Below are 22,277 nucleotides of genomic sequence, written 5' to 3'. Positions count from 1 at the left end.
CGGTGGTGTGGGTGGTGCCGATGACGAGGAGGGCGCCGTCGCGGTTGAGGATCAGGGCGTGGTGGTGGTGCCGTCGGCGGGGCGGCGTCGTGTGGAGGGAGGGGAGGTGGTGCAGCACGGTGGGGCTCCTGGGTCAGTCAGTTCTCGGGGTTGGCGGAGGTAGACGAGCCCGGCGAGGGTGTCCATGTAGACGGCTTCGAGGGGCTTGCCGGAGGTGTCGAGGTGCGCGAGGTCGCGGACGACCTCGCCGATGGCAGGGGTGTAGATGGGCATGGGGGCTCCACTGGTTGCGCTGGGTCCCCGGTTTCTCACGGGGTGTAGCCATGGTGGACCTGCGCACCCTAGGATCGGAAGGCATCCCCACTTGACAGATTTCCCTGTGGGATTCAGGGATCAAAGAGGTCTGATCATGCGAGAGACAAAGCTCGATCCTTCAACATCTCCCCTTGCAGCCTTCGGCGTTCAACTCCGCAGGTCACGCAAGGCGGCAGGGCTGAACCAGGTGCAGCTCGGTCGCCTCACGAACTTGAGTGACAGTCAGATTTCGAACCTCGAAAGAGGTACGCGCGTTCCCACACTTGACTGGGTGCGCCTGGCCGACGAAGTACTGGAGACTGGTGGGACTCTGGAACTGATGTTCTGGAGTCTCGCCGGACCGGCCCTTCTGGAGGGATTTCCCGAGTACGTGGCGCAAGAGGCGAAGGCCGTAGAGCTGAGGCAGTTCGAACTCGGTGTCATTCCTGGACTGTTCCAGACCAAGGCCTACGCAGAGACGCTGGCTTCTGCGGATGTGAGGCGAGGAGCCATCACCGAGGAGGAAGCCGACGGGAGGGTTGCCTACCTCCTGAGCCGCCAACAGCGGCTCAACGGCAAGGAATCACCACTGGTCCATGCCGTGCTCGACGAGAGTTGCCTTCGTCGCACGGTGGGTGGCGCAGGCGTGATGCGCGAGCAGCTCGATCATCTCGCCGAGCTGGCGAACCGCCCCCGGACCATCATTCAGGTGGCACCGTTCTCCATGGGTGAGCGCAGATCCCTCGCATTGCCAGTGGTTCTACTGACCTTGGCCGATCGCAGCATGCTGGGGTACACGGAGTCCCAGGAACGCGGCTATCTCACCAGGGAATCCCACCGGGTCACCCTCTGGGCGAGGGACTACGATCGGCTCCAAGTGGGAGCCAGTTCGGATGTGGCATCCCTCGAAATGATCCGCGCAGCCCGGAAGGATCTCCGACCATGAGCCGCACCCTCCCTCTAGACCCGACCGGCGCCACCTGGGTGAAGTCCAGCTACAGCCAGAACGGCGGCAACTGCATCGAGGTCACCCCCGACTTCCCGGGCCTCGTCCCGGTCCGCGACTCCAAAGACCCGGCTGGCCCCGCTCTCCTCTTCCCCTCCGATGCCTGGCAGTCCTTCGTCGCCGGCGTGCAGGCGGGCGAGTTCGGCACCGCCTGACCTGAACTCACCATCGGCCCCGACCGGATTCCCGGTCGGGGCCGATGTGTTGATGGGTCCGCGCTACCGTCAGTGCCATGAACCATGTGAGCTGGCGCAAGAGTTCCTACAGCGACAACGGTGGCGAATGCGTCGAGGTCGCACCCGACGTCCCCGGTCTCGTCCCTGTTCGTGACTCCAAGGACCCCTCCGGTCCCGTCCTCGCCTTCCCCTCCGAAGCCTGGAACGCGTTCGTCGCCGCCATTCAGGCAGGCGAGTTCGGCACCGTCTGACACATCACAGGGGCGCCGCAGCCACCCGCCGCTCCCGTCGATACGCCCCGGGCGGGGCGCCGAAGTGTCGCTTGAACGCCCTCGCGAACGCGAACTCCGAGATGTAGCCGGCGTTCTCGGCCACATCACTCAACGACGCCCCCGTCTCGCGCAGCATCCGCGCCGCGATCGCCATCCGCCACGTCGTCAGATAGCTCAACGGCGGCTCGCCGACCACCGCACTGAACCGCCGGGCGAACGCCGCCCGGGACAGTCCGGCCCGGCCGCCCAGCGACTCGACGGTCCAGGGATGCGCGGGGTCGTCGTGGATCGCCTTCAGCGCGGGCGCGATCAACGGATCGTTCAGCGCGGACGCCCAGCCCTGTGTCTGCTCCCTCGGCAACTCGGCGTACCAGGACCGCAGGATGTACAGCAGCAGCAGGTCGACGAGCGCCGTGACCACCGAGTCCGAACCCGGCTGCGGCCGGTGGATCTCGGCGCAGAGCTGGTCGACCGCCGAGCGCAGCGCCGGATGGCGGCCCGGGCCGGCCGGGAGGTGGATGACTTCCGGGAGGTCGCCGAGCAGCGGATGCGGCCGGTCGATGTCGAGGTGGTAGGCCCCGCACACCAGCACGCTGCGAGCGCCGCCGTCCCCGACGGTGAAGGACCCGATCGGCGAGGACCTGTCGACGCGGTCGGGCACGAAGGCCACCGGCTCGCTCGCGACAGCGTCGCAGATGGCGTGATCGGTTCCGCGCCGCAGGAACACCACATCACCGGGGCCCAGTTCGATCGGATCGCCGCCGACCGGCAGCAGAACGCAGCGCCCTTCGACGACGACGTGGAACCCGGCCCCCGCGATGGGCTGGAAGCGCACACCCCACGGCGCCCGCGCGTCCGTGCGGACGACGGACGGACGCCCGGTGCGCAGAGCGGCGAGGGTGTCGCTGAGGATGTCCATTCGCCCACCCTAGCGCGCCAGTACTGAGACGATCGGGCAGAGAATCGAGACTTTATGTCATTCACTGTCTCCAGTCGTGAGCCGTAGCGTCCTCGGCATGAACAACACAGCAGACACCCCGCGCGTCGTCGTCATCGGCGGTACCTCCGGCGTCGGATTCGCCATCGCGCAGGCCGCAGCGGCCCGGGGCTCGAACGTGGTCGTCGCCTCCAGCAGTCAGCACCGGGTCGACCTGGCGGTCAAGAAGATCGGTGACCAGGCCGAGGGCATCGTGCTGGACGTCGCCGACGAGGCCGCGATCGTCGCCTTCTTCGACCGGGTAGGCGAGTTCGACCACCTCGTCTACACGGCGGGCGAGCCCCTGCTGCTGAAGCCGCTCGCCGAACTCACCACCGGGGAGTCCCGGGAGTTCTTCGAGCGCCGGTTCTGGGGCGCCCTGCTCGCCGCCAAGTACGCGACGCCGAAGCTCCGTTCCGGCGGTTCGATCACCCTCACCTCCGGCGCCTTCGCCACCCGGCCCGTCCCCGGGGCCCTGCTCGGCGCGAGCATCACCGCGGCCGTCGAGGGCGTGACGAGGGCCCTCGCCCTGGAACTCGCCCCGCTGCGGGTCAACGCCGTCCGCCTCGGGGCGGTTCGCACCGAGCTCTGGGACAGCACCGTGCCGGATCCGGAGGCCTTCCTCCAGGCGCAGGGCAGCGGCCTCCCCGTGCAGCGGGTCGGCACCCCGGAGGAGGCCGCGGCGGCCTACCTCTACCTCCTCGACAACGGCTACGCGACCGGCAGCGTGCTCACCCTCGACGGGGGAGCGGCGCTGTCCTGACCTCCGTGGCTGTCGGACCGGACGGCCCGGTCCGACAGCCACGGGCCCGGCGTGCGGCGGACAGCGCGCCACCACCGGGGGGCACGTCACCCGATCGGCCGCTGCGCGTATCCGATGGCCAAGAAGCTGCGTTGGTATGGCACCGAGTGGCAGGGCGGTGCTCAACCGCTCCCGACGGCATCTGATCACGACAGCAGCAAAAGAGGGCAGCATGCTCCAGATCTCAGTCGAGGACTCCGAGATCGGCCCAGGTGAGGCCCACCGGTGGCATCTTGTCCCCCTGACCGGTGCGGAGGGACCCGCCCCGCGCCGGATGACCGGCTACAACCAGGCGAAACATTTCACCGTCGCCCAGTACGCGCAGAGCGTCGACGACCCGATCCGGTCGTACGTCGCGGCGAGCTTCGAACTCACCGGCCAGGTGGACCTGGACGCCCTGGCGGCCGCGCTGCTCCACCTGGTGCAGCGGCACGAGGTGCTGCGGGCGATCTACCAGCCGCTGGCGGGGGACCTCGGCTGCGAGGTCCTCACCCCGGACGAGGTGGCCCTCAAGCACGTCTACGGCGGCCCGTTGGAGACTGGCGCGCAGGTGACCCGGCACCTCCAGGAGGCGTTCCAGGAGGTGGACACCCTCTCCTGGCCGCTGATCACGATGGGTGCGGTGGTGCGGCCCGGGTCCACCACCGTCTGGTTCTCCTGCGACCACCTGGTCACCGACGGCCTCTCCAGCGCGATCGCCATCAACGACATCGCGACGGCGTACCGGAATCTCACCTCCGAGGCCGAACCCGCGCCGCAGGCCGCCCCCGCCACTGCCCCGGGCGCGGGGAGCTACCTGGAGTTCAGCCGCACCCAGCGCCGGGCCAACCGGGCGATGCGCGCCGACGACGCGCGGCTGGACCACTGGCGGGCGTTCTGCGAACGCAACGGCGGCCTCTTCCCGCGCTTTCCGCTCGACCTCGGGGTCCGGCCCGGGCAGCTGTACGCGCCGGTGGCGAGCACCGAGAGGCTGCTGAGCGCCCAGCAGGTCGAGGAGTTCGGCACCGCCTGCCGGGAGTTGGGCGGGCGGCTGTCGATGGGGCTGCTGGCGAGCGTCGCGCTCGCCCTCCGGGAGTTGGGCGGGCCGGCGGTGTACCGCGGGCTGATGCCGTTCAACGAACGCGGCCGGGGTGACTACGCGGAGTCGATGGGGTGGTTCATCAACACCCTGCCGATCGAGTTCCCCGTCGGGCCGCAGGCCGGCCTCGGTGACGTGCTCGCCGAGGCCCAGGACGCCTACGCGCAGGTGCAGGCCCACGCGGCGGTGCACTTCGTCAAGGCGTGGAAGCTGCTGGCCCCGGCCGAGTACGCGTCACTGCGCTACTGGCCGTACGCGGTGAACTTCTTCTCCTACATCGACTGCCGCAGGCTCCCCGGCGCGGACCGGCACGCCGCCCAACAGGCCCGGATGCATGTGTGGGTGTCCGGCTGCAACGGGATCCTGCACTGGCTGCACCGCACCGACGACGGCCTGTTCGTCAACACCATCCACGCCGACACCCCGGAGGCCGGGAACGTCAACCGGGCGCTGCTGGACGGCTTCGCACGAGTGCTCGCCGAGCCGCTCTCGACGTAGCGCAAGGTCGCAAGGTCGCAAGGTCGCAAGCACGCAGGGACGTAGCGATGCAGTGACGTCACGGCGCCTTGGTGGCCGCCGCGTTCGCGAGGGTGACGTCGATCGCCTTCCGGGCCTGCTCCAGGCGCTTCGAATCCGCCTGGACCGACCGGTTCTGGTAGGCGGTCTCGACGGCGAACCAGATGCCGACGACGTTGTTCTGCTGCTTGCACTCGATGTCGGCCGTCGCGGCCGCGATCTCGGGAGCGGTCGCCGTCGGCGACGAGAACCAGCGTTCGTCGCCCACCGCGTCCACGGGGCTGGCGTACGTCAGCCCCTTCTCCTTCATGCAGCGCGACCAGGCGGCGAAGGCCGCCTTGACCCGCCCGTCGGCCATGGAGTCCGCGAAGCTCCGGCCGTTGATCTCCAGGGCCCCGGCATCGTCCTGGAGGATTCCGCCGCCCCGGGTCAGGGTGTCGTCCGCCTCGCCGAGGCAGCCGCCGGGCGGGATCGCGATGCCGTTGTAGCTGCGGTCGGCGGGCGCCGCCGGATCGGCGGGGGCACCCCGGCCCTGGCCCAGGACGGCCTGCAGCTCCGGTGCGGGGGGCTGCGGGGCGGCGGACTGCTGTGTCCGGTCCGCCGGCGAGCCCCAGTGGTAGCCCTGGACGGCCGCGCTCGCGGCGTCCGTGAGGTAGTACCGGCGGACCATCAGGTCCGGTTTGGTCCCGTTCGCCGCCGGCGCGTAGTCGAATCCGAAGCGCTTCATGCACGCCCCGATGAGCGCCGTCCTGGCGGTCTCGATCCGGCGGTCCTCGTCCGGGCTGATCAGGTACTGGGCGACGGGCAGCGCCCGGCCGTCGGCCGTGGCCAGGGTCGGGATCGCGTCGACCACCGGCGGGGCCGCCGCCGGAGCCGGGCCCGCCTTCGGGTCGGCGCCCGCGCAGCCCGCGGCGGCGGCGCCCAGTGCGACCAGGGCGGCGATCACCGGCGCGCCGACCGGGCGTATCGACCGGACCGACCGCCGTACCGACCGCGTCGACGCGAGGGCTGCACTGCGCATGGTGAACTCTTCTTCCAACTGGAACAGGGGCGGTGCCGCGTGCCAGGGGCTGCGCGGCACCGCCGCCGAGGGAATCGCAGGCCGACCCGAGGTCAGCGGCAGGGCGCGAAGACGTCGAAGCACTGCGAGGCGTTGTTGTTCCGCAGCTGGGGGATCAGGTTGGCACCGGTGCCGCGCTTGATGTACTGGCTGACGCCGTAGCCACCCGGGCTGTAGTAGATCGTCACGCTGTTGTTCCGGTTCTTGTTGAACACCGACGCCGCGTTGTTCCGCACCTGCTGGCCGTCACCGGCGCCGCCGCCACCGAAGGTGTAGGTGGAGTTGTACTGGTAGGTCTCGTAGCCCTGGCTGCTGCCGTCACCGTCGCCGAAGTAGGCGCCCTGGAAGTTGGGGCTGTAGTACAGGCAGGCGTCGTAGTCGGCACACCCGCCACTGGACGCCGAGGCGGGCGCGGCGGTGGCGACGGCGAAGCCGAGGGCGGCTATGGACAGCACCCCGGCGGCGACCTTGTTGCGGATCTTCATGGACAACCCCGTTTCGGTCGAGCGGTCGGAAGGCCCCGCGATCCGGTGGAGGGCCCACCCGCCGCAGGCGATGATCGTCGAGGGCAAACGGAGTATCCGTGTTCCGTTGACTTATCGTCAAGCCGCGGATTCCGTGCCCTTTTGGCCCTTACCGGCCGATGCCCCGCTCCGGTCACCGGGGCGTCACGGAGTGGAACGGCCCCCCCTGTTGGAACCGGGAGCTGGGCAGTGGATCCCTGATGGGGTGCCATGTGACCTGCCCATGCCATTGAACTCCCGGTCCGGTGTACAGAAATCCGTGATTCCGGGGCGCAATGATTCGCTGGCGAACAGTGACGTCCACTTATCCCGTCCCCGGGCCGACGGGGTTCGGCGGCGGCGGGACTGTCGGACCCTGGGGCTAGGCTCCAGATCCGACATTCACCGCGGCCGCACCGGGTGGGCGGACGACGAGAAGGGCATGGACGTGACGATCACCGCGGGGCAGCTCAACCGGGCCACGCTCGAACGGCAGCTGCTGGTCCAGCGGGAGGAGATCGGCGTCGCCGAGGCGGTGCGGCGGGTGGTCGCGCTCCAGGCGCAGCAGCCGGCCTCGCCCTACCTCGCGCTGTGGAACCGGGTGGCCGGCTTCGACCCCGCCGAGCTGGACCGGGCCTTCGCGGAGCTGGGGATCGTGCGGTCCACGCTGATGCGGATCACCCTGCACGCCGTGCACGTCGACGACTTCGCGACGTTCCGGGAGGCCGTGCACCCCTCGGTGCGGGGCGCCCGGCTGGGCGACGACCGGTTCACGGCCTCCGGGCTGACCGCCGCCGACGGGGACGCGCTGGTCGCGGACGTGCTGGACTTCGGCGACCGTCCGCGCGCCGCCCCGGAGTTCGAGACCTGGCTCGCCGGGCGGATCGGTGCCGAGGCGGCGGCGCCGGCCTGGTGGGGGCTGCGGCAGGTGGCGCCGCTGCTGCGCGCGCCGGGGGAGGGGCACTGGTCGTTCGGCCACCGGCTCTCCTACGTCGCCCCGCCGGTCCGGCCGGTGCTCGGCGATCCGGAGGTGTACGCGGCCTCGCTGCGGACGCTGGTGCGGCGGTACCTGGCCGGCTTCGGTCCGGCCTCGGTGGCGGACGTGGCGCAGTTCGCGCTGGTGCAGCGGGGCCGGGCCAAGGAGGCGCTGCGGGTGCTGGCGGCCGAGGGCGGGGTCGAGCGCCTGGAGGGGCCGGGCGGCGCGGAGCTGTACGACCTCCCGGGGGCGACGGTGCCGGACGAGGACCTGCCGGTGCCGGCCCGGCTGATGGCGATGTGGGACAGCGTCCTGCTGGCCTACGCCGACCGGAGCCGGGTCATCCCGCCGGAGTACCGCGCCCTGGTGATCAGGCGCAACGGCGATGTGCTGCCGACCCTGCTCGTGGACGGCCGGGTGGCCGGGGTGTGGCGCACGGTCGAGGGCGGCGTCGAGGCGACGGCGTTCCACCCGCTGCCGGACGCGGCGTGGGAGCAGCTCGCCGCGGAAGCCCGCTCGCTGACGGCGCTGCTCGCCGGGCGCGAACCGCACGTCTACCGCCGGTACGACCACTGGTGGAGCAAGCCGGGCGCGCGGACGGACGGCGCGGAGGTCCGGCTGCTGCCCGGAGCCTGAGAAAGTGTTGGGCGGCCTCGCTGCTCAGGCGCGCGTCGCGGCGATGGCGACAAAGGTGACCCAGCCGACGAGGGGGATGCCCAGGGTGACGGCGAGCGGCAACGGCAGCTGCAGCAGCATCGAGCCGACGACGAAGGCGAGGAACCCGATCCCGAGTCCGGAGAGCAGACCGGCGTCACTGTCGCGCGACCGAGCCAGGCCGTGCACCGTCAGCGCCGACCCCACGGCGATCAGGGCCGCCACCTCCAGGGCGGGCAGGTGGGGGTCCTGGAGGCTGTCGGCGTGGTGCCCGCGCTCGGAGATCTCGACCGCTCGCGCGTGGAAGACCGTCACCCGTACCTCCGTACCGATCTGCACGTCGTCGTAGAAGTCCTGGTCGACGTTGTACGTCTCCTTGGGTGCTGCTTCGCGCGCCACGGTCAGCCGGTACTCGCCGTCGTTCTTCCGGGCCGTCACCCTGCCGGTCTCGTAACGGTTGCAGTCCGGCCCCGGCTCGGCGGCCGTGTCACAGGCCGGCGCGGTCCGGTAGCCGTGCATCTCCTCGTGGGCGTCGAGGAACAGCCCGAAGCCGAGCGCGGTGACGGCCAGCCCCGCCAGGACGAAGAGCCCCTGGAGCAGGAGGGCACCTGTCGGCAGGGAGGCCCGCGTCCGCCGGCTGCGGCCGGACGCTCCCGGGTCTCTCATCCACGTCTCCATCGCTGCCCCCACGATCGCGCCCCGGGCACCGCCCCGGCCCCCAGTGGGGATGCTGCCAGGGCCGTCGGTCGACGGGGAGCAACTCGGCGGTGTTGTGACGGAGTTGTGGAAGTCCTGCGGTGCGGGCGGGACATGGCGGCGGGACGTGCCGGTCCGGGGAGCCGCGCCGCTCGGTCACTCCACGAAGCCGGTCAATTGCCCGGTGAATTCCGAGCCGACCGCCGCTCGGAGTGGAACGTCGACGGCGCCGACATTCCACTCCGCGGGGCCGACTCGGCCGGCGCGAGAATGACGCCCAGTCACCGAAGGATTACGCCATTCAATGATTGAGGTGTACCTGCGGCTATTCGCGGATCAATTCCTACGGCTGTGGCACTGTGGCCGGTTCATCACGCTTCGCGTTCGTCCGGACCGGAATTCCGGAACGAAGGAACGGCGCCGGACCGGGGGCGGTTCAGGGAGCCGCTCAGACCTGGAGCGAGGTCTCGATGCGCTTGAGGCTGTGCCTGGCGAGCGCCAGGTTGGCACGCGAGCGGTCCAGTGCCAGGTAGAGGAAGAGCGAGCCGTGGCTGCTCGCGAGCGGGCGGATCAGGTGGTACTGGGTGCCCAGGGTGATCAGGATGTCCTCGATGACGTCGTCGATCGACAGCGCGGCCAGCGCCCGCACCTTGGCCCGCACGACCTCGGTGTTGACGGCCGCCGCGACCTCCAGGTCCAGCTTCGGCCCGCCGCCGAGGAAACCGAGTGACATACCGCTCTCGTAGTCGGCCACGGCGACGCCGATCGCGCCCTCGATGGCCATCGCGTCCTTGAGTGCGTCGTCAATGTTCATGCGCTGTTCGTCCTTTGCGTAACTGCGGGGCAGAACTCCCGTGTGCGGGAACAAAGTAGCAAGAAGTCCCCCGCATCGGCCCCGTCGCGGAAATGATGGAATAAAGTACGCTGCCAACAGTTCAGAACACGAAGGGGTACCGGTGCGCGCACTCGAAGCCTCCCTCTCCGATGTGCTCGGCTCCACCGGCGTGGTCGGCGCCGCGCTCGTCGACGCCGCCACCGGCCTCACCTACGGGGCGGGCGGGGACCATCGGCTGCTCGGCCCCGGGGCCGAACTGGCCGAGCTGGCCGCCCTGATCGGCGACCGGCTGTGCGAGGCCGGGGCCGACGGGGAACTGGAGAGCGTCGTCGTCACCAGCACCCGGCACCACGAGGTGGTCCAGGTGCTGCCCCGTCAGGGCGATCCACTGCTGCTGGCCACCGTGCTGGACCGGACGCGGGTCAACCTGGCACTGGCGCTGCGCCAGACCGCCGACGGTGCGCGGGGCTTTGTGTCATGAGCCCCGACACCCCCGACACCCACGGCACCGCCCATGCCCACGACCACGACCAGGCCCAGGCCGGTTCGCGCCCGGCCCGCAATGTGCCCGCGCACCTGCTGGCACTGCGGGACGAGGACTTCACCGGCGCGGTCGTCGTCTCCAGCGCACCCGGCGGCACGATCCACCTGGAGCGCGGCCTGATCACGGCGATCGAGACCCCCGGCGCCCCGACCGCCGAGACCCTGCTGCTGAAGTCGGGGCGCATCGGCCAGCCGGACTGGGCGGCGGCGGAGACGGCCGCCTCCTCCACCGGGGCCGGCGACCTCGGCGCGGCCCTGGTCGCCCAGGGCTCGATCGGCGCCGCCGAACTCGAGACGGTCTGCGCCTCCGCCGTCTTCGACGGCGCCTTCGCCCTGGTGCTGAGCCCGCCGGGGGAGTGGGAGACCGTCGCAGCGGCCCCGCCCGCCGGGCTCGCGCTGCGGCCCGGGATCGAGCCGAAGCGGCTCTTCGAGGAGACCGCCCGCCGGACAGCCCTGCTGACCCGCGCCTGGGGCCCGCCCGGCGAGCTGGCCCGCACCCGGATCCGGCCCGCCGCGGCGCCGGCAGGGGCCGCGGGGCCCAGCGCCGCCCGGATACCCGCCCGCCACCGGGAGATCCTGGCCGCCGCGACCGGCCGCCGCACCGCGCGCGACATCAGCTTCGCGCTGGGGCGGGGCGTGTTCGCGGTGCTGCTCGACCTCGTCCGAATGGACGCCCGGCAGCTGCTCCACCGGGAAACGGCCGACGCCGTCCCGATGGCGCCGAGCGTCGCCCCCCGGACAGCGCCGGGCGCACCGCTTCCGACCGACAACGGGCAGCCCCTGCCGCGCCGCGTCCCCGGCGCACGGACCCCGGGCGGAGCGGCCGGGGGAGTCGTGACCGGAGGAGCCGGGACCGGGGGAGCGACGGCCGCTCCCGGCGGTCCACCGCCCGCCCGGCGCGCCGACGGCACCGGGCCCGCCGCAACGACAGCGCCAACCGACACGACCGTGACGACCGAGAAGAGCACACCATGAGCAGCCAGACGCCGACCGCCGTGCTGGTCGACGAGTTGAAGTCCCTCCGCGAGCGGGTCATGGGCATCTCGGAGAGCGTCGTCTCCACCGCCGACGGCCTGCTGGTGGCCGCCGACACGGCCGCCGTCCACCCCGAGTCGGCCGCCGCTCTGTCGGCTGCCATGCTCGGCCTCGGCCGCCGCACCGCCGCCGAGGTCGGCGTGGGCGGGTTGCGGGAGGTGGTCACCCGCTGCGACGGCGGCTACGTCGTGGTGCTGGCGATCGGCGACCGGGCGCTGCTGATGGTCCTGGGTGACGAGGGCCTCGACATCGCCGGACTGCACCGCGAGTCGCCCGCCACGGTCCGCCGGCTGGGCGAACTGCTCGGGATGGTTCCGGTGGCCTGAGCGGCCACCTCTCCGACTCTGCATCCCGGTTGCGGACGCGAGACGCTCGGCCGGAAGCATCCGGCCGGGCGTTCGCCGACCGCGGTGCTGGTGGGCTCGCGTCTACAAGTGTCGCGAGCCCGGGACGAGTGGCGGCGCGTCGGTCGCTGTCCGGGCCCGGTGCAAGCTGCTCCGGGCGCTCGGTCGTCCCCGGCTCGTCGTCCCTGGCGGGGCGGCGACGACGCGGCTACGACTCGGCGACGACGATGTAGAACGTCACCGCCGCGAGGAAGGGCCCGGTGGAGAGGTGGTCCAGCCAGCGTCCTGCCCCTTCCTCGGTGAGGTGTCCGGCGGCGACGGCGCGCTGTGTGGTGCGCTCCAGTCCGAGGATCTTGTCGGCCTCCCGGGCATCGCGGAACACGGAGGTAATGGGGACGACCGCGGGCACGGCGAATCCGGCGTCTGCTGCCAACCGGGGGAGTTGCCTTCCGATGCGGGCGTTGCGGACGACCTTGTCCGCGACGTACCGGGTGTAGGCGCGGGAGAGGTCGTTGTCCGGGTGGTCGACGGCCAGGGTGTCCCAGTCCGGCTCGCCCATGACGAGCCGCCCGCCGGGTCGCAGCACGCGGTGGAACTCCCGGAGCGCCTGGGCAGGGTCGGCGACGTGTTGCAATACCCGGTCGGTGCGGGCGCGGTCGGCGGCGTGGTCCGGCAGCGGCAGGTCGTGGATGTCGCCGAGCAGCACCGTGACGGTGTGCCGGTCGGCGGTGCGCTCCCTCGCGGCCTCGACCGCCGCCGGGTCGCGGTCGACGCCGATCACCGTGCCCGTCCCGGTGCCGGCCTCGGCGAGCGAGGCGAGATCGGTGCCGGGACCGCAGCCCAGATCGAGCACCGTCTGGCCCGGGCGGATGTTGAGCTCGTCGAGCATGCGCCGTTTGTAGGAGCGGCCGAGGTCGGTCGCGGCTACCCGATCGAGGTAGGCGATCGGGTCGGGGGTGGCGGTCTCGAACACTGTTGAGGTCATGGGTGACAGTCAATCAACTCCGCTGAGCCCGGACGGATTTCGGAGGCGATCGACCGCTGGGGCTGGCTGTGTCACCGCGAACCTTTCCGCCGGAATCGCCGCCCTCGTTGCCGCCGCCGGGCTCGCGCTGCGGCGCGCGCGGGCCCGCCACCGCGCACTGCTGCTCCTGCGCGATGCCCTGCGGCAGGAGACCCCGTGATCAGCTGTCAGCCCCCGTGGACCACCTCCTGCTCCCACGCCCCGCGCGGCTGGGTGTGCAGTCGCCAGTAGTGCTCCGCGATGTCGTCCGGGTCGAAGGCGGTGCCGGGGGCGACCGCGCCGGCCACCGTCACACTGGCCGCGTGCACACCCGCGGCGCCGTAGGTCTGGTGCAGCAGGGTGACGAGGGTGCGTACCCCTGCCTTGCCGAGGGAGAGGCTGACGTACTCCGGCTTCGGCTCGGGCATGCCGCCCGTCACCAGCACGGTGCCCCGGCCGCGCTCCGCCATCCCCGGTGCGACGTGCGCGGCGGCGGTGAGCGCGCCCACCACATTGACCGCCCAGGCGTCCAACTGCTCACGGGCGGAGGACTCCCCGACGGCGTCCGGCCGGATCAGTGCCGCGTTGTACACCAGCGCGTCGGGCTGCCCCAGCTCCTCCGCCAGCCCGTCGAGCGCGGCCCGCAGCGCCTGCTCGTCCGTGCTGTCGGCGGTGCGCACCGCCGCCTTGCCCCCGGCCTGCCGGACGGCCTCGGCCACCGCCTCGGCCGTCGCCCCGCTCCGTGCGACCAGGCCGACCGGCAGGCCCTCCCGCGCGAACCGCAGCGCCACTGCCTGTCCGATCCCCGGTCCCGCTCCGACGATCACTGCTCCGGCCATGCCGACCTCCCCGTTCGTCCGTTCCCTCGACACCGCCAACGCTCCGGAGCCACAGGCGCATTCCCCAGCCCCGGGAGTTCACTCGTGCGAGTGGTACGAACCGGACCGGGAACCTTTCGGACCACCGACGGCGCAGGTGCGAGCGTTGCCGCGCCCGGGTTTCCACTGCTGTCCGCCGGCTGCCCACGGCTGTTCACCGCTGTCCGCAGATGTCCGGACCTGTCCGCCCCGGGGGTCGTCGAACGATTCGTCCGCGCCCCCGGAACAGGCAAGGTACGAACCATCCTTGGCACCGAAACCCGCAGGTCGCGCCGCTCGGGCTTCGGGTTATAGTGCCCACGTCAAATGCCCGGGGGAGGGCCGGCCGAGGGCTGCCGTCCCCACGGCGGACCCTGAGCGGACCGGGCTGGACCAGCCCCGGACCAGCCCCGGGACCGTCCCGAGACAGGAACCGACGACGTTGCCCCGAGAGCGAGTTGCCGGCACGGCCGCGACCCGGAGCCCAGCGCTCCGGGGCCGGGTCGCGCTGTGCGGAGCCCCGGGACGTCGTCCTCCACGGCCTCTCACGGCCTCCGGCCGGCCCGGCCGCCGGAGATCCTCGTTCCCCCTGACGCCGGCCTGAGTGCCCCGCCCGCGGATCCCGCCGCCGGCCCCAGCGCCCGCCGCTCCGCCGCTCCCCCGAGCGTCGTCGAGCGTCGTCGAGCGACATTCACCGTCACCCGGATTCGTCCCCCGATCCCGCGTCCCCTGATTTCACGTCACTGATTCCACGTCACCGACGTCCCGCGTCCCCCAGGGGTCTCGGCGTCCCCGAGCACCATGTTCGTCCCCGAGCACCGCATTCGTCCCCGAGCACCACGTCACCGAAGCCTCCGTCGCCCCCGCGCTCCCCGGCTGCCCGTTCCCCCGAGAGGTCCGCCCCGTCCATGGCCGAGTCCCGCTTCAGCATCCTGTCCGAGGAGTTCGCCGCCGCGCCCGAGCGGTACTTCGGTCGGCTGCGCGAGCACGCGCCGGTGCACCACGAGCCGGCCGCCGACGCCTGGTTCCTCTCCCGCCACCGCGACGTCCGCCGAGTGCTGACGGACCACGAGGCGTTCAGCACCGCGACCCTCCAGGTCCGTGCCGAGCCGGTGATGCGCGGCCCGGTGCTGGCACAGATGACGGGGGCGGAGCACACCGCCAAGCGGAGGATCGTCGTGCGGGCGTTCACCGGCGCGGCGCTCCAGGACCAGGTCCGCACCCTCCGCGCCAACTCCGTCGAACTCCTCGCACCCCTGCTCGCCCGGGGCCGGATGGACCTCGTCAACGAGTTCGGCAAGCCCTTCGCCGTCCGCGCCGCGCTGGACGTCCTCGGCCTGGACCGCGAGGACTGGCAGTGGGTCGCCGGACGGCTCGCCGGGGTCGGCGAGTTCATCACCGCCGTCACCCTCACCGAGGACCGCCGCCGGGTCTGCCTGGAGCTCGCCGGGGAGTTGGAGGCCCACCTCGCCCCGATCGTCGAACAGCGCCGCCGCCACCCCGGCGCCGACCTGATATCCGCGCTCTGCACGGCCGAGTTCGACGGCGTGGCGATGAGCACCCGCGAGGTGGTCGCGCTGATCGTCAACGTCCTGGTGGCCGCCGTCGAGCCCGCCGACAAGACCCTCGGCCTCCTCCTCAAGCACCTGATCGACCACCCGGAGCAGCTCGCGGACGTCCGCCGGGACCAGTCCCTGCTGCCCGCCGCCATCGCCGAGACCCTGCGGTTCACCCCGCCTGTCCAGTTGGTGCCCCGGCAGGCGGAGCGCGACGCGGAGTTCGCCGGCACCGTCGTCCCGGCCGGCGCCACCGTCTTCTGCCTGATCGGCGCGGCCAACCGGGACCCCGAGGCCTTCACCGACCCGGACCGCTTCGACCTCCACCGCCCCGACCTCGGCGCCGCCCGCTCGTTCACCGCCGCCGCCCAGCACCTGGCCTTCGGCACCGGCCTGCACCAGTGCGTCGGCGCGGCCTTCGCCCGCGCGGAGATCGAGACGGTGGCCGCGCTGCTGCTGCCGCTGCTGGACGAGGTCCGCCTCACCCCGGGCTCCGGCTACCGGGAGACCGGCCTCTACACCCGGGGCCCCGCCGCGCTGTCCCTGGACTTCACCCCCGTCCGCAGCCCGACAGCCCTCGCGCACCACCACTGATCCCCTGCCGGACCCCTCCTGGAGGAAGACCGCGATGACCACCACCGACATCCGCAGGGCACTCGACGACCTGCTGTTCGCCCCGGACCCGGACCTCCCGCTCGACGAGGTGGTGGCCCGGCACTTCACCCCCGACTACCGCCAGCGCACCAACGGCGAGTGGAGCGACCGGGCGGGCTTCGTCGAGCACATCGCCAAGCTGCGCTCCCTGGTCCGCGAGGGCCGGGTCGAGGTCCACGACGAACTCCGCGACGGCACCCGCTACGCCGACCGCCACACCGTCACCGTCACCAAGCACGACGGCCACACCTCCCGCATCGAGGTGTACCTGTTCGCCGAACTCGCCCCCGACGGGCGGTTCGCGCGCGTCGAGGAGACCACCCTGCTCCTCTCCGGCGACGAGGACGACCGCGACCTGGGCTCGATCAGGTGAGCCCGCGCGGACCGGAGCGCGACGACAGGAAGCGCGGCCCCGTCACGGCGGAAACGGAAACGGAAACGGAAGCGGAAGCGGGAACGGGAACGGGAGCAGGAGCAGGAGCGGGAACGGGCGCAGGAGCGGGAACGGCCGCCGCCGCGGCCCGGCACCGGCACCGGCACGAGGGGAGGGGAGCCGTCACATGGCCTCCGTCAAGCAGAGACTGAGCACCGCAAGGGTCCAGGCCTTCGTCGGCCGCGACGAGGAGTTCGACGGCTTCGCCCGGGCACTGACCGGCGACCCGCAGGCGCCGTTCGCCTTCTACGTGGTCGGCCCGGGCGGCATCGGCAAGTCGACCCTGCTGCGCCGCCTCGCCGACCACGCCAGGTCGACCGGCCGGCTGCTGCTGGAGCTGGACGGCCGCTTCGTCGGCCGCGACCCGGCCGACTTCGAACGCGCCGCCGCGCCGTTCCTCGACATCCCCGGCACGGTCCTGTTCGTCGACTCCTTCGAGCACTGCCAGTGGCTGGAGAGCTGGCTGTGGCAGCGCTTCCTGCCCCGCGCCGCCGACGACACCCTGGTGGTGCTGGCCGGACGCCTCGCCCCGCAGCCCCAGTGGACCGCCGACCCCGCCTGGTCCGGGCTGCTGCGGGTGCTCGAACTGGGACCGTTCTCCGAGACGCAGGCCCGCAGCCTGCTCAGCACCGCCCAGGTGTCGCCCCAACTGCGCGAACGCGTCCTGCGGTTCGCCGGCGGCAACCCGCTGGCGCTCTCCCTCGCGGCCGCCGCCAGGGAGGACGACTGGAGCCGCGAGGGCGTCTGGGCCCCCTCCGCCGACGTCCTGCGCACCCTGCTGTCCGGCCTGGTCGGCGAGGTGCCGACGGCCGCCCACCGCCGGGCCCTGGAGGTGGCGGCGCAGGCCTGGTCGACCTCCGAGGAACTGCTCGCCACCGTCCTGCCCGACGAGGACGCCCACCTCCTCTTCGGCTGGCTCCGCAGCCTGCCGTTCATGGAGTCCAGCCACCGGGGCCTGTACCCGCACGACGCCGCCCGCGAGACCCTGGCCGCCGACCTTCGCTGGCGGGCCCCCAACGCCTTCGTCGAGATGCGCCGACGGCTGGCCGAGGAGTACCTGCGGCTGCTGCGCGAGGCCCCCGAGGAACAGGTGTGGACCGTCACCGACGAGCTCTTCCACCTGTTCCGGGACGGCGAACTGGTGGCCCGGCTGCGCACCTGGTCCCGCGAGGACGAGGTGCACGACCGGCCGCTGCACCCCGGCGACCTCGACACGGTGCTGCGGATGGCCACCGAGACCGAGGGACCGGAGTCCGCCGAACTGGTCCGCTACTGGGCCCGGCGCCAACCGCAGGCCTTCAGCGTCTACCGGCTGGTCAGCACCGGCCGGGTGGTGGCGTTCACGGCCCGGCTCGCCCTGCCCGCCCCCGCCGACCCCGAGGACCTCGCCACCGACCCGGTGGTCGCCGCCGCCTGGGCGTACACCGAGGCCACCGCGCCGGTGCGGCCCGGCGAGCACATCGGCGTCAGCCGGTTCACCGTCTACCCCGAGCGCTACCAGGTGCCCTCGCGCGTGATCGACCTCAGCTCCTCCCGGGCCCAGGCCGAGTCCGCCCGCGCCCGGGCCCGCGCCTACGGCTTCGCGGTCTGGCGCGACGCCGACACCTGGGCCGCCCGGGTCAGCGGCAGCCTCACCGACACCGGAGCCCGGCCCCGGGTCGGCGCGCACACCTACGGCGTGTTCGGCGTCGACTGGCGGCAACTGCCGGTCGAGACCTGGCTGCGCCACTTCATGACCTCGACGCCCGTGCCGACCGAGGCCGGCCCGTCCGGGGTCTCCCGGACCGCGTTCGACCAGGCGGTGCGGGAGGCGTTCACGCACTGGCGCGACCCGGGCACGTTCGCCGCCTGCGCCCTGCTGCGGACCCGGCTCGCGGCCGACCTGGACGAGCCGGTCGAGGAACTGCGGGCGCTGCTGCGCCAGGCCGTGGAGGACCTCGCGCAGGACCCGCGCGGCGCCCGCGCCCGCGAGGCCCTGACGGCGGGCTACTTCTCCGGCGCGCCGACCCAGGAGGGCGCAGCCCGCCGGCTGGGCCTGCCGTACGGGACGTACCGGCGGCATCTGCGGCAGGGGCTCGACCTGCTGTGCGAGACGCTGTGGGAGCAGGAGCTGCACGGCTCGCGCTGACGGGAGCGGCTTCGGCCACTGCCACTGCCACGGGCACGGGCACGGGCACTGCCACTGCCACTGCCACTGCCACGGTCACGGTCACGGGCCCCGCACCTCCGGGTGCGGGGCCCTGCGCCGTCCTCGGGGGCCGGACAGTGGACAGTCGCGGACAGCGGTGGACAGTCCCCGGACCCCGCCGGGCCTGGCAAGTGGACAGTCACCGGCCCGAATCTGTGGCCATGAACGTTGCACCGACACCACAGGCACCAATACCCGAAGCCCCGGCCGCCGGCCGCCCCCGCTCCCCGGGAGCGGCACTCGCGGCGCTCGCCGGGGCCCAGTTCACCGTCATGCTCGCCACCTCGATCGTCAATGTGGCGCTCCCGCAGATCCGGGCCGGGACCGGCCTCTCCGACGGTGCCGTCACCTGGGTGGTCAACGCCTACGGCCTGGCGTTCGGGGCGCTGCTCCCGGCCGGCGGGCGGGCGGCCGACCTGCTCGGCCGCCGCCGGGTGCTGGCCGCCGGGCTCGCGCTGTTCGCGGCGGCCTCGCTGGCGGCGGGCCTGGCCACCGCCCCGGCGCCGCTGATCGTGGCCCGGGCCGTCCAGGGCCTCGCGGCGGCGGCGATCGCCCCGGCGGCGCTGGCCCTGGCGATGACGCAGTTCCCCGGCGGGGCCGGGCGGGGCAGGGCGCTGGGCGTGTGGGGGGCGGTCTCCGGCGCGGGCGGGGCGGGCGGCGTCCTGCTGGGCGGAGTGCTCACCCAGGCCTGGGGCTGGCCGTGGATCTTCCACTCGGTCGCGCTGGGCTCGGCGCTGGTGCTCGCGGCGGTGGTGGTCCTGGTGCCGCCGGAGGCCGCCCGGCCGTCGCTCCGCAAGACCGTTTCTGCGCCCGGGCAGCGGGCCGCAGGGGCCGGCGGCGGGTTCGACCTTCCCGGCACCGTGACCGTCACCCTCGCCCTGACCTGCCTGGTCTGGGGCCTGACCACCGCACGCGGCGCCGGCTGGGGCGACGGCGGCGTGCTCGGCGCGCTGGCCGCCGCCGTCCTCCTCCTCACCGCCTTCGTCGCGATCGAGCGCCGCCGCCCGGACGCGCTGATCCCGCCCGGGCTGCTGGCCACCGGCCGGGTGGCCGCCGGGAACGTGCTGATGGCGCTGCTCGGCTCGGTCTGGATCGCCCTGTTCTTCTTCCTCCCGCTCTACCAGCAGCAGGTCCTCGGCTCGGGGCCGCTGGCCACCGGTGCGGGACAACTCCCGCTCGCCGCCGCCAATATGCTCGGCGCCACGCTGGCACCGCGACTGGCCCGGCGGGCCGGTTCCACCGCGACCACGGTGACCGCCCTGCTCACCGAGGCGCTCGGCCTGCTCTGGCTGTCCCGGATCGACGCCGACGGCGGCTACGTCACGGACATCCTGGGCCCGAGCCTGCTCGTCGGACTCGGCCTCGGCATCGCGTTCGTCCAGCTCACCGCACTCGCCGTGGACGGCGTCCCGGCGCGGCAGGCCGGGCTGGCCGGCGGACTGGTGAACACCACCCGGCAGGTCGGCGGCGCGATCGGACTCGCCGTCCTGACCACCCTGGCCGGCTCCGTCACCGGCGCCGCCGCCGCCCACGGGTCCCACCTGGAGGCCCTGACCGCCGGCTACCGCGCCGCCTTCGCGGTCTCCGCCGCCGTCCTGACGGGCACCGCGGTCCTCGCGGTCCTGCTGGCCCGCTGCACCGGCCGCCGGAAGGCGACCGCCGCGCCGGGCGCCGTGCGCACCGAACCCGCCGTCTGACGGCACGCCGTCCGGACCGGACCCGCCGTCTGACGGCGGACCACGAACCACCGTCTCCTCACCTTCACCGAAAGGGATATGTCATGAGCACCCCCAAGAAGCCCCCGTACCTGACCGGCCACTTCACCCCCGTCGTCGACGAGGTCACCGCCACCGAACTGACCGTCGAGGGCACCCTGCCGCCCGAGCTGAGCGGCCGGCTGCTGCGCAACGGCCACAACCCCAAGCCCGGCGTCACCCCCACCCACTGGTTCAAGGGCAGCGGCATGGTGCACGGCATCCAGCTGCGCGAGGGCCGCGCCGAGTGGTACCGCAACCGCTGGGTGAAGACCCCGGCCCTGGACGGCGCCCCGTACATGACCGAGCGCGGCCCCGACCTGACCGCCTCCGCCGCCGGCACCCACGTCATCGAGCACGCCGGCCGGCTGCTCGCCCTGTGCGAGGCCAACCTGCCGTTCGAGCTCACCCGGGAGCTGGACACGGTCGGCGCCTACGACTTCGAGGGCAAGCTGCGGACCGCGATGACCGCCCACCCGAAGGAGGACCCGGTCACCGGCGAGCTGCACTTCTTCGCCTCCTCGCCCCTCCCGCCGTTCCTCACCTACTACGTCGCCGACGCCTCCGGCGCGATCGTCCACAGTGCCGAGGTGCCGGACGCGACCGGTGCGCTCAAGCACGATTTCGCGATCACCCGCAACCACGTGGTCTTCGTCGAGGGCAACGTCACCTTCGACCCCACCGACCACTCCGGCATCCCCTACGGCTGGAACGACGAGCACCCGTCCCGGATCGGCGTCATGCCGCGCGGTGCGGACGGCGCCGCGCGGATCCGCTGGTTCTCCATCGAGCCGGGCAACATGCTGCACGTCTCGAACGCCTACGAGGACGAGCGCGGCCGCATCGTGCTGGAGGGTCCGACGGTGGACCGGGAGGGCTTCCGGCTCTCCTGGAACTGGTGGATCGGCGCGCCCGGTCGCGGTTCCGAGCCGGTCTCCCACTCCTACACCCGGCGCTGGGTGGTCGACCTGGCGACCGGCAGCGTGGACGAGCGGATCGTCGACGACCTGCCGGTGGAGTTCCCGAGCCTCAACGAGGCGTACCTGGGCGCCGAGAACCGCTACCAGTACGCGGTGGCCTTCCCCGACCAGCAGGGCTTCGGCAGCTACGGCATCGTCAAGTACGACCGGGTCACCGGTGCCCGCCGGATCCGCCGGGTCGGCGACGCCCGGATGCCGAGCGAGGCCCTGTTCGTCCCGGCCGCCGGGTCCACCGGCGAGGACGAGGGCTACCTGCTCACCGTGGTCTCCGACCTCAAGCAGGACGCCTCGCAGCTGCTGGTCCTCGACGCGGCCGGGCTCGACACCGTCGCCACCGTGCACCTGCCCCACCGGGTGGCCGCCGGCCTGCACGGCTCCTGGATCGCCGACGCCGACAGCGACGCCGACGCCGACCGTGGCTGACCGTCCTCTCCCCGAACCGTCACTCCCCGAACCCTCACTCCCCGAGGAGTCCACGATGTCCCATGTCACCCGCGTCGCGATCCCGCTGGTCGCCGCCGCGGCACTCTCCGGCGCCACCGCGGTCACCGCCACCGCCTCGGCAGGCGTCGCACCGTACCCGCCGAGGATCGTCGCCGACTGGGCCCGGGCCTGGAACGGCACCGACCCCCGGGCGCTCGGCGCCCTGTTCACCGCCCGCGGCGTCTACGCCGACCTGGGCGTGGGCGTCACCTTCCGCGGCCGGGAGGAGATATCCGGCTGGAAGGCCCGCGCGGACCGGCTGATCGACGGCATCCACGTCACCGTGCGCGCCGCGCACCGCGACGGCGGCCGGATCACCGTCGGGGCCGTCTACGCCGGCCACCTCAAGGGGGCGCCCGAGGCCTTCGCGGTGCCGATGACGACCCTGCTCGACCTCGACGGCCACGGCCGGATCGCCTCGGACCAGGACCACTACAGCCTGGCCGAGGTGCTCACCCAGTCCGGCCTGCCCGCCGACTGGACCCCGCCCGCCTCCTGATCGCCCCACCCCGGTCCCACCTCGGGACCCACCCCGGACCCAGCGGCCGGCGGCACCTCCCCTGCCGCCGGCCGCTGGCGTTGCCGCATCCCCGGTCCTGCCTT

General features: G+C 72.8%; 22 protein-coding genes. 15 read left to right on the top strand and 7 right to left on the bottom strand.

Translation table 11 applies throughout. The annotated features are described in order from the left end of the window. Positions 1 to 409: 409 nt before the first annotated feature. The 3 genes from IF01_RS43120 (at position 410) to IF01_RS0139185 (ending at position 1,727) form a co-directional block, all read left to right on the top strand. Positions 410 to 1,240 (top strand): helix-turn-helix domain-containing protein, encoded by an 831-nt coding sequence (locus tag IF01_RS43120; RefSeq protein ID WP_030398427.1) that lies wholly within the window; start codon positions 410 to 412, stop codon positions 1,238 to 1,240. Next, a complete protein-coding gene (locus IF01_RS0139190; RefSeq protein ID WP_030398426.1) occupies positions 1,237 to 1,455 on the top strand; it encodes a DUF397 domain-containing protein in 219 nt (72 codons plus the stop codon). The genes IF01_RS43120 and IF01_RS0139190 overlap by 4 nt, the downstream gene beginning before the upstream one ends. A gap of 77 nt (positions 1,456 to 1,532) precedes the next feature. Further along, positions 1,533 to 1,727, top strand: a complete 195-nt coding sequence (locus IF01_RS0139185; RefSeq protein WP_030398425.1) for a DUF397 domain-containing protein — start codon at positions 1,533 to 1,535, stop codon at positions 1,725 to 1,727. A gap of 4 nt (positions 1,728 to 1,731) precedes the next feature. Here IF01_RS0139185 and IF01_RS0139180 read toward each other — a convergent pair whose 3' ends face one another. Further along, positions 1,732 to 2,667: an AraC family transcriptional regulator gene (locus IF01_RS0139180; protein WP_030398424.1), complete on the bottom strand. Its 936-nt coding sequence runs from the start codon at positions 2,665 to 2,667 to the stop codon at positions 1,732 to 1,734. Between the two features lie 97 nt (positions 2,668 to 2,764). On the opposite strand from IF01_RS0139180, the gene IF01_RS0139175 reads away from it, so the two are divergent. Both IF01_RS0139175 and IF01_RS0139170 read left to right on the top strand, forming a co-directional pair. Beyond that, positions 2,765 to 3,487 (top strand): SDR family oxidoreductase, encoded by a 723-nt coding sequence (locus tag IF01_RS0139175; protein ID WP_030398423.1) that lies wholly within the window; start codon positions 2,765 to 2,767, stop codon positions 3,485 to 3,487. A gap of 211 nt (positions 3,488 to 3,698) precedes the next feature. After that, the gene (locus tag IF01_RS0139170; RefSeq protein ID WP_157855477.1) at positions 3,699 to 5,102 is read left to right on the top strand and encodes a condensation domain-containing protein; all 1,404 of its coding nucleotides are present in this window, start codon (positions 3,699 to 3,701) and stop codon (positions 5,100 to 5,102) included. 58 nt (positions 5,103 to 5,160) lie between these two features. Here the strand turns inward: IF01_RS0139170 and IF01_RS0139165 are convergent, their stop codons facing one another. Beyond that, complete coding sequence (locus IF01_RS0139165; RefSeq protein ID WP_157855476.1) at positions 5,161 to 6,141, bottom strand: hypothetical protein; 981 nt, start codon at positions 6,139 to 6,141, stop codon at positions 5,161 to 5,163. A 92-nt stretch (positions 6,142 to 6,233) separates the two neighbouring features. Then, a complete protein-coding gene (locus tag IF01_RS0139160) occupies positions 6,234 to 6,665 on the bottom strand; it encodes a peptidase inhibitor family I36 protein (RefSeq protein ID WP_051757123.1) in 432 nt (143 codons plus the stop codon). A gap of 466 nt (positions 6,666 to 7,131) precedes the next feature. On the opposite strand from IF01_RS0139160, the gene IF01_RS0139155 reads away from it, so the two are divergent. After that, on the top strand, positions 7,132 to 8,295 hold the full coding sequence (locus IF01_RS0139155; RefSeq protein ID WP_030398419.1) for a winged helix DNA-binding domain-containing protein: 1,164 nt from the start codon (positions 7,132 to 7,134) through the stop codon (positions 8,293 to 8,295). Between the two features lie 24 nt (positions 8,296 to 8,319). On the opposite strand, the gene IF01_RS0139150 is transcribed toward IF01_RS0139155, so the two are convergent. Then, positions 8,320 to 8,979 (bottom strand): hypothetical protein, encoded by a 660-nt coding sequence (locus tag IF01_RS0139150; RefSeq protein WP_030398418.1) that lies wholly within the window; start codon positions 8,977 to 8,979, stop codon positions 8,320 to 8,322. A gap of 478 nt (positions 8,980 to 9,457) precedes the next feature. Beyond that, positions 9,458 to 9,823 carry a hypothetical protein gene (locus tag IF01_RS0139145; RefSeq protein WP_030398417.1) on the bottom strand — a complete coding sequence of 122 codons (366 nt, stop codon included), beginning with the start codon at positions 9,821 to 9,823 and terminating at the stop codon, positions 9,458 to 9,460. 142 nt (positions 9,824 to 9,965) lie between these two features. Between IF01_RS0139145 and IF01_RS0139140 the strand changes: the two genes are divergently transcribed. From IF01_RS0139140 to IF01_RS0139130, 3 genes are read left to right on the top strand one after another with little or no spacing between them, the layout of a single operon-like run. Then, complete coding sequence (locus IF01_RS0139140) at positions 9,966 to 10,325, top strand: hypothetical protein (RefSeq protein WP_030398416.1); 360 nt, start codon at positions 9,966 to 9,968, stop codon at positions 10,323 to 10,325. Further along, positions 10,322 to 11,362 carry a hypothetical protein gene (locus tag IF01_RS0139135; RefSeq protein WP_063764422.1) on the top strand — a complete coding sequence of 347 codons (1,041 nt, stop codon included), beginning with the start codon at positions 10,322 to 10,324 and terminating at the stop codon, positions 11,360 to 11,362. Before IF01_RS0139140 ends, IF01_RS0139135 begins: the two co-directional genes overlap by 4 nt. After that, on the top strand, positions 11,359 to 11,748 hold the full coding sequence (locus IF01_RS0139130) for a roadblock/LC7 domain-containing protein (RefSeq protein ID WP_030398414.1): 390 nt from the start codon (positions 11,359 to 11,361) through the stop codon (positions 11,746 to 11,748). Before IF01_RS0139135 ends, IF01_RS0139130 begins: the two co-directional genes overlap by 4 nt. 226 nt (positions 11,749 to 11,974) lie before the next feature. Here IF01_RS0139130 and IF01_RS0139125 read toward each other — a convergent pair whose 3' ends face one another. Then, entirely contained in the window at positions 11,975 to 12,751 is a 777-nt protein-coding gene (locus IF01_RS0139125) for a methyltransferase domain-containing protein (RefSeq protein WP_030398413.1), read from the bottom strand. Between the two features lie 206 nt (positions 12,752 to 12,957). Then, positions 12,958 to 13,608 (bottom strand): SDR family NAD(P)-dependent oxidoreductase, encoded by a 651-nt coding sequence (locus IF01_RS0139120; protein WP_030398412.1) that lies wholly within the window; start codon positions 13,606 to 13,608, stop codon positions 12,958 to 12,960. Positions 13,609 to 14,534: 926 nt separating this feature from the next. Here IF01_RS0139120 and IF01_RS0139115 point away from each other — a divergent pair. From IF01_RS0139115 to IF01_RS0139090, 6 genes are all read left to right on the top strand, one after another. Further along, the gene (locus tag IF01_RS0139115; RefSeq protein WP_030398411.1) at positions 14,535 to 15,776 is read left to right on the top strand and encodes a cytochrome P450; all 1,242 of its coding nucleotides are present in this window, start codon (positions 14,535 to 14,537) and stop codon (positions 15,774 to 15,776) included. Positions 15,777 to 15,810: 34 nt separating this feature from the next. Beyond that, positions 15,811 to 16,209, top strand: coding sequence for a nuclear transport factor 2 family protein (locus tag IF01_RS0139110; protein WP_030398410.1), 399 nt, complete (start codon positions 15,811 to 15,813; stop codon positions 16,207 to 16,209). Positions 16,210 to 16,396: 187 nt separating this feature from the next. After that, positions 16,397 to 18,397: an ATP-binding protein gene (locus tag IF01_RS0139105; RefSeq protein ID WP_030398409.1), complete on the top strand. Its 2,001-nt coding sequence runs from the start codon at positions 16,397 to 16,399 to the stop codon at positions 18,395 to 18,397. A gap of 221 nt (positions 18,398 to 18,618) precedes the next feature. After that, a complete protein-coding gene (locus IF01_RS0139100; protein ID WP_051757121.1) occupies positions 18,619 to 20,154 on the top strand; it encodes an MFS transporter in 1,536 nt (511 codons plus the stop codon). Positions 20,155 to 20,237: 83 nt separating this feature from the next. Continuing rightward, the gene (locus tag IF01_RS0139095) at positions 20,238 to 21,614 is read left to right on the top strand and encodes a carotenoid oxygenase family protein (protein ID WP_030398407.1); all 1,377 of its coding nucleotides are present in this window, start codon (positions 20,238 to 20,240) and stop codon (positions 21,612 to 21,614) included. 55 nt (positions 21,615 to 21,669) lie between these two features. Next, positions 21,670 to 22,173, top strand: coding sequence for a nuclear transport factor 2 family protein (locus IF01_RS0139090; protein ID WP_030398406.1), 504 nt, complete (start codon positions 21,670 to 21,672; stop codon positions 22,171 to 22,173). Positions 22,174 to 22,277 lie beyond the last annotated feature (104 nt).

Source organism: Kitasatospora purpeofusca (assembly GCF_000718025.1).
In the GTDB taxonomy this organism is placed as follows: domain Bacteria; phylum Actinomycetota; class Actinomycetes; order Streptomycetales; family Streptomycetaceae; genus Kitasatospora; species Kitasatospora purpeofusca.
Note: the sequence above shows the minus strand (reverse complement) of the source record. Positions and strands in the feature narration are given on the sequence as shown.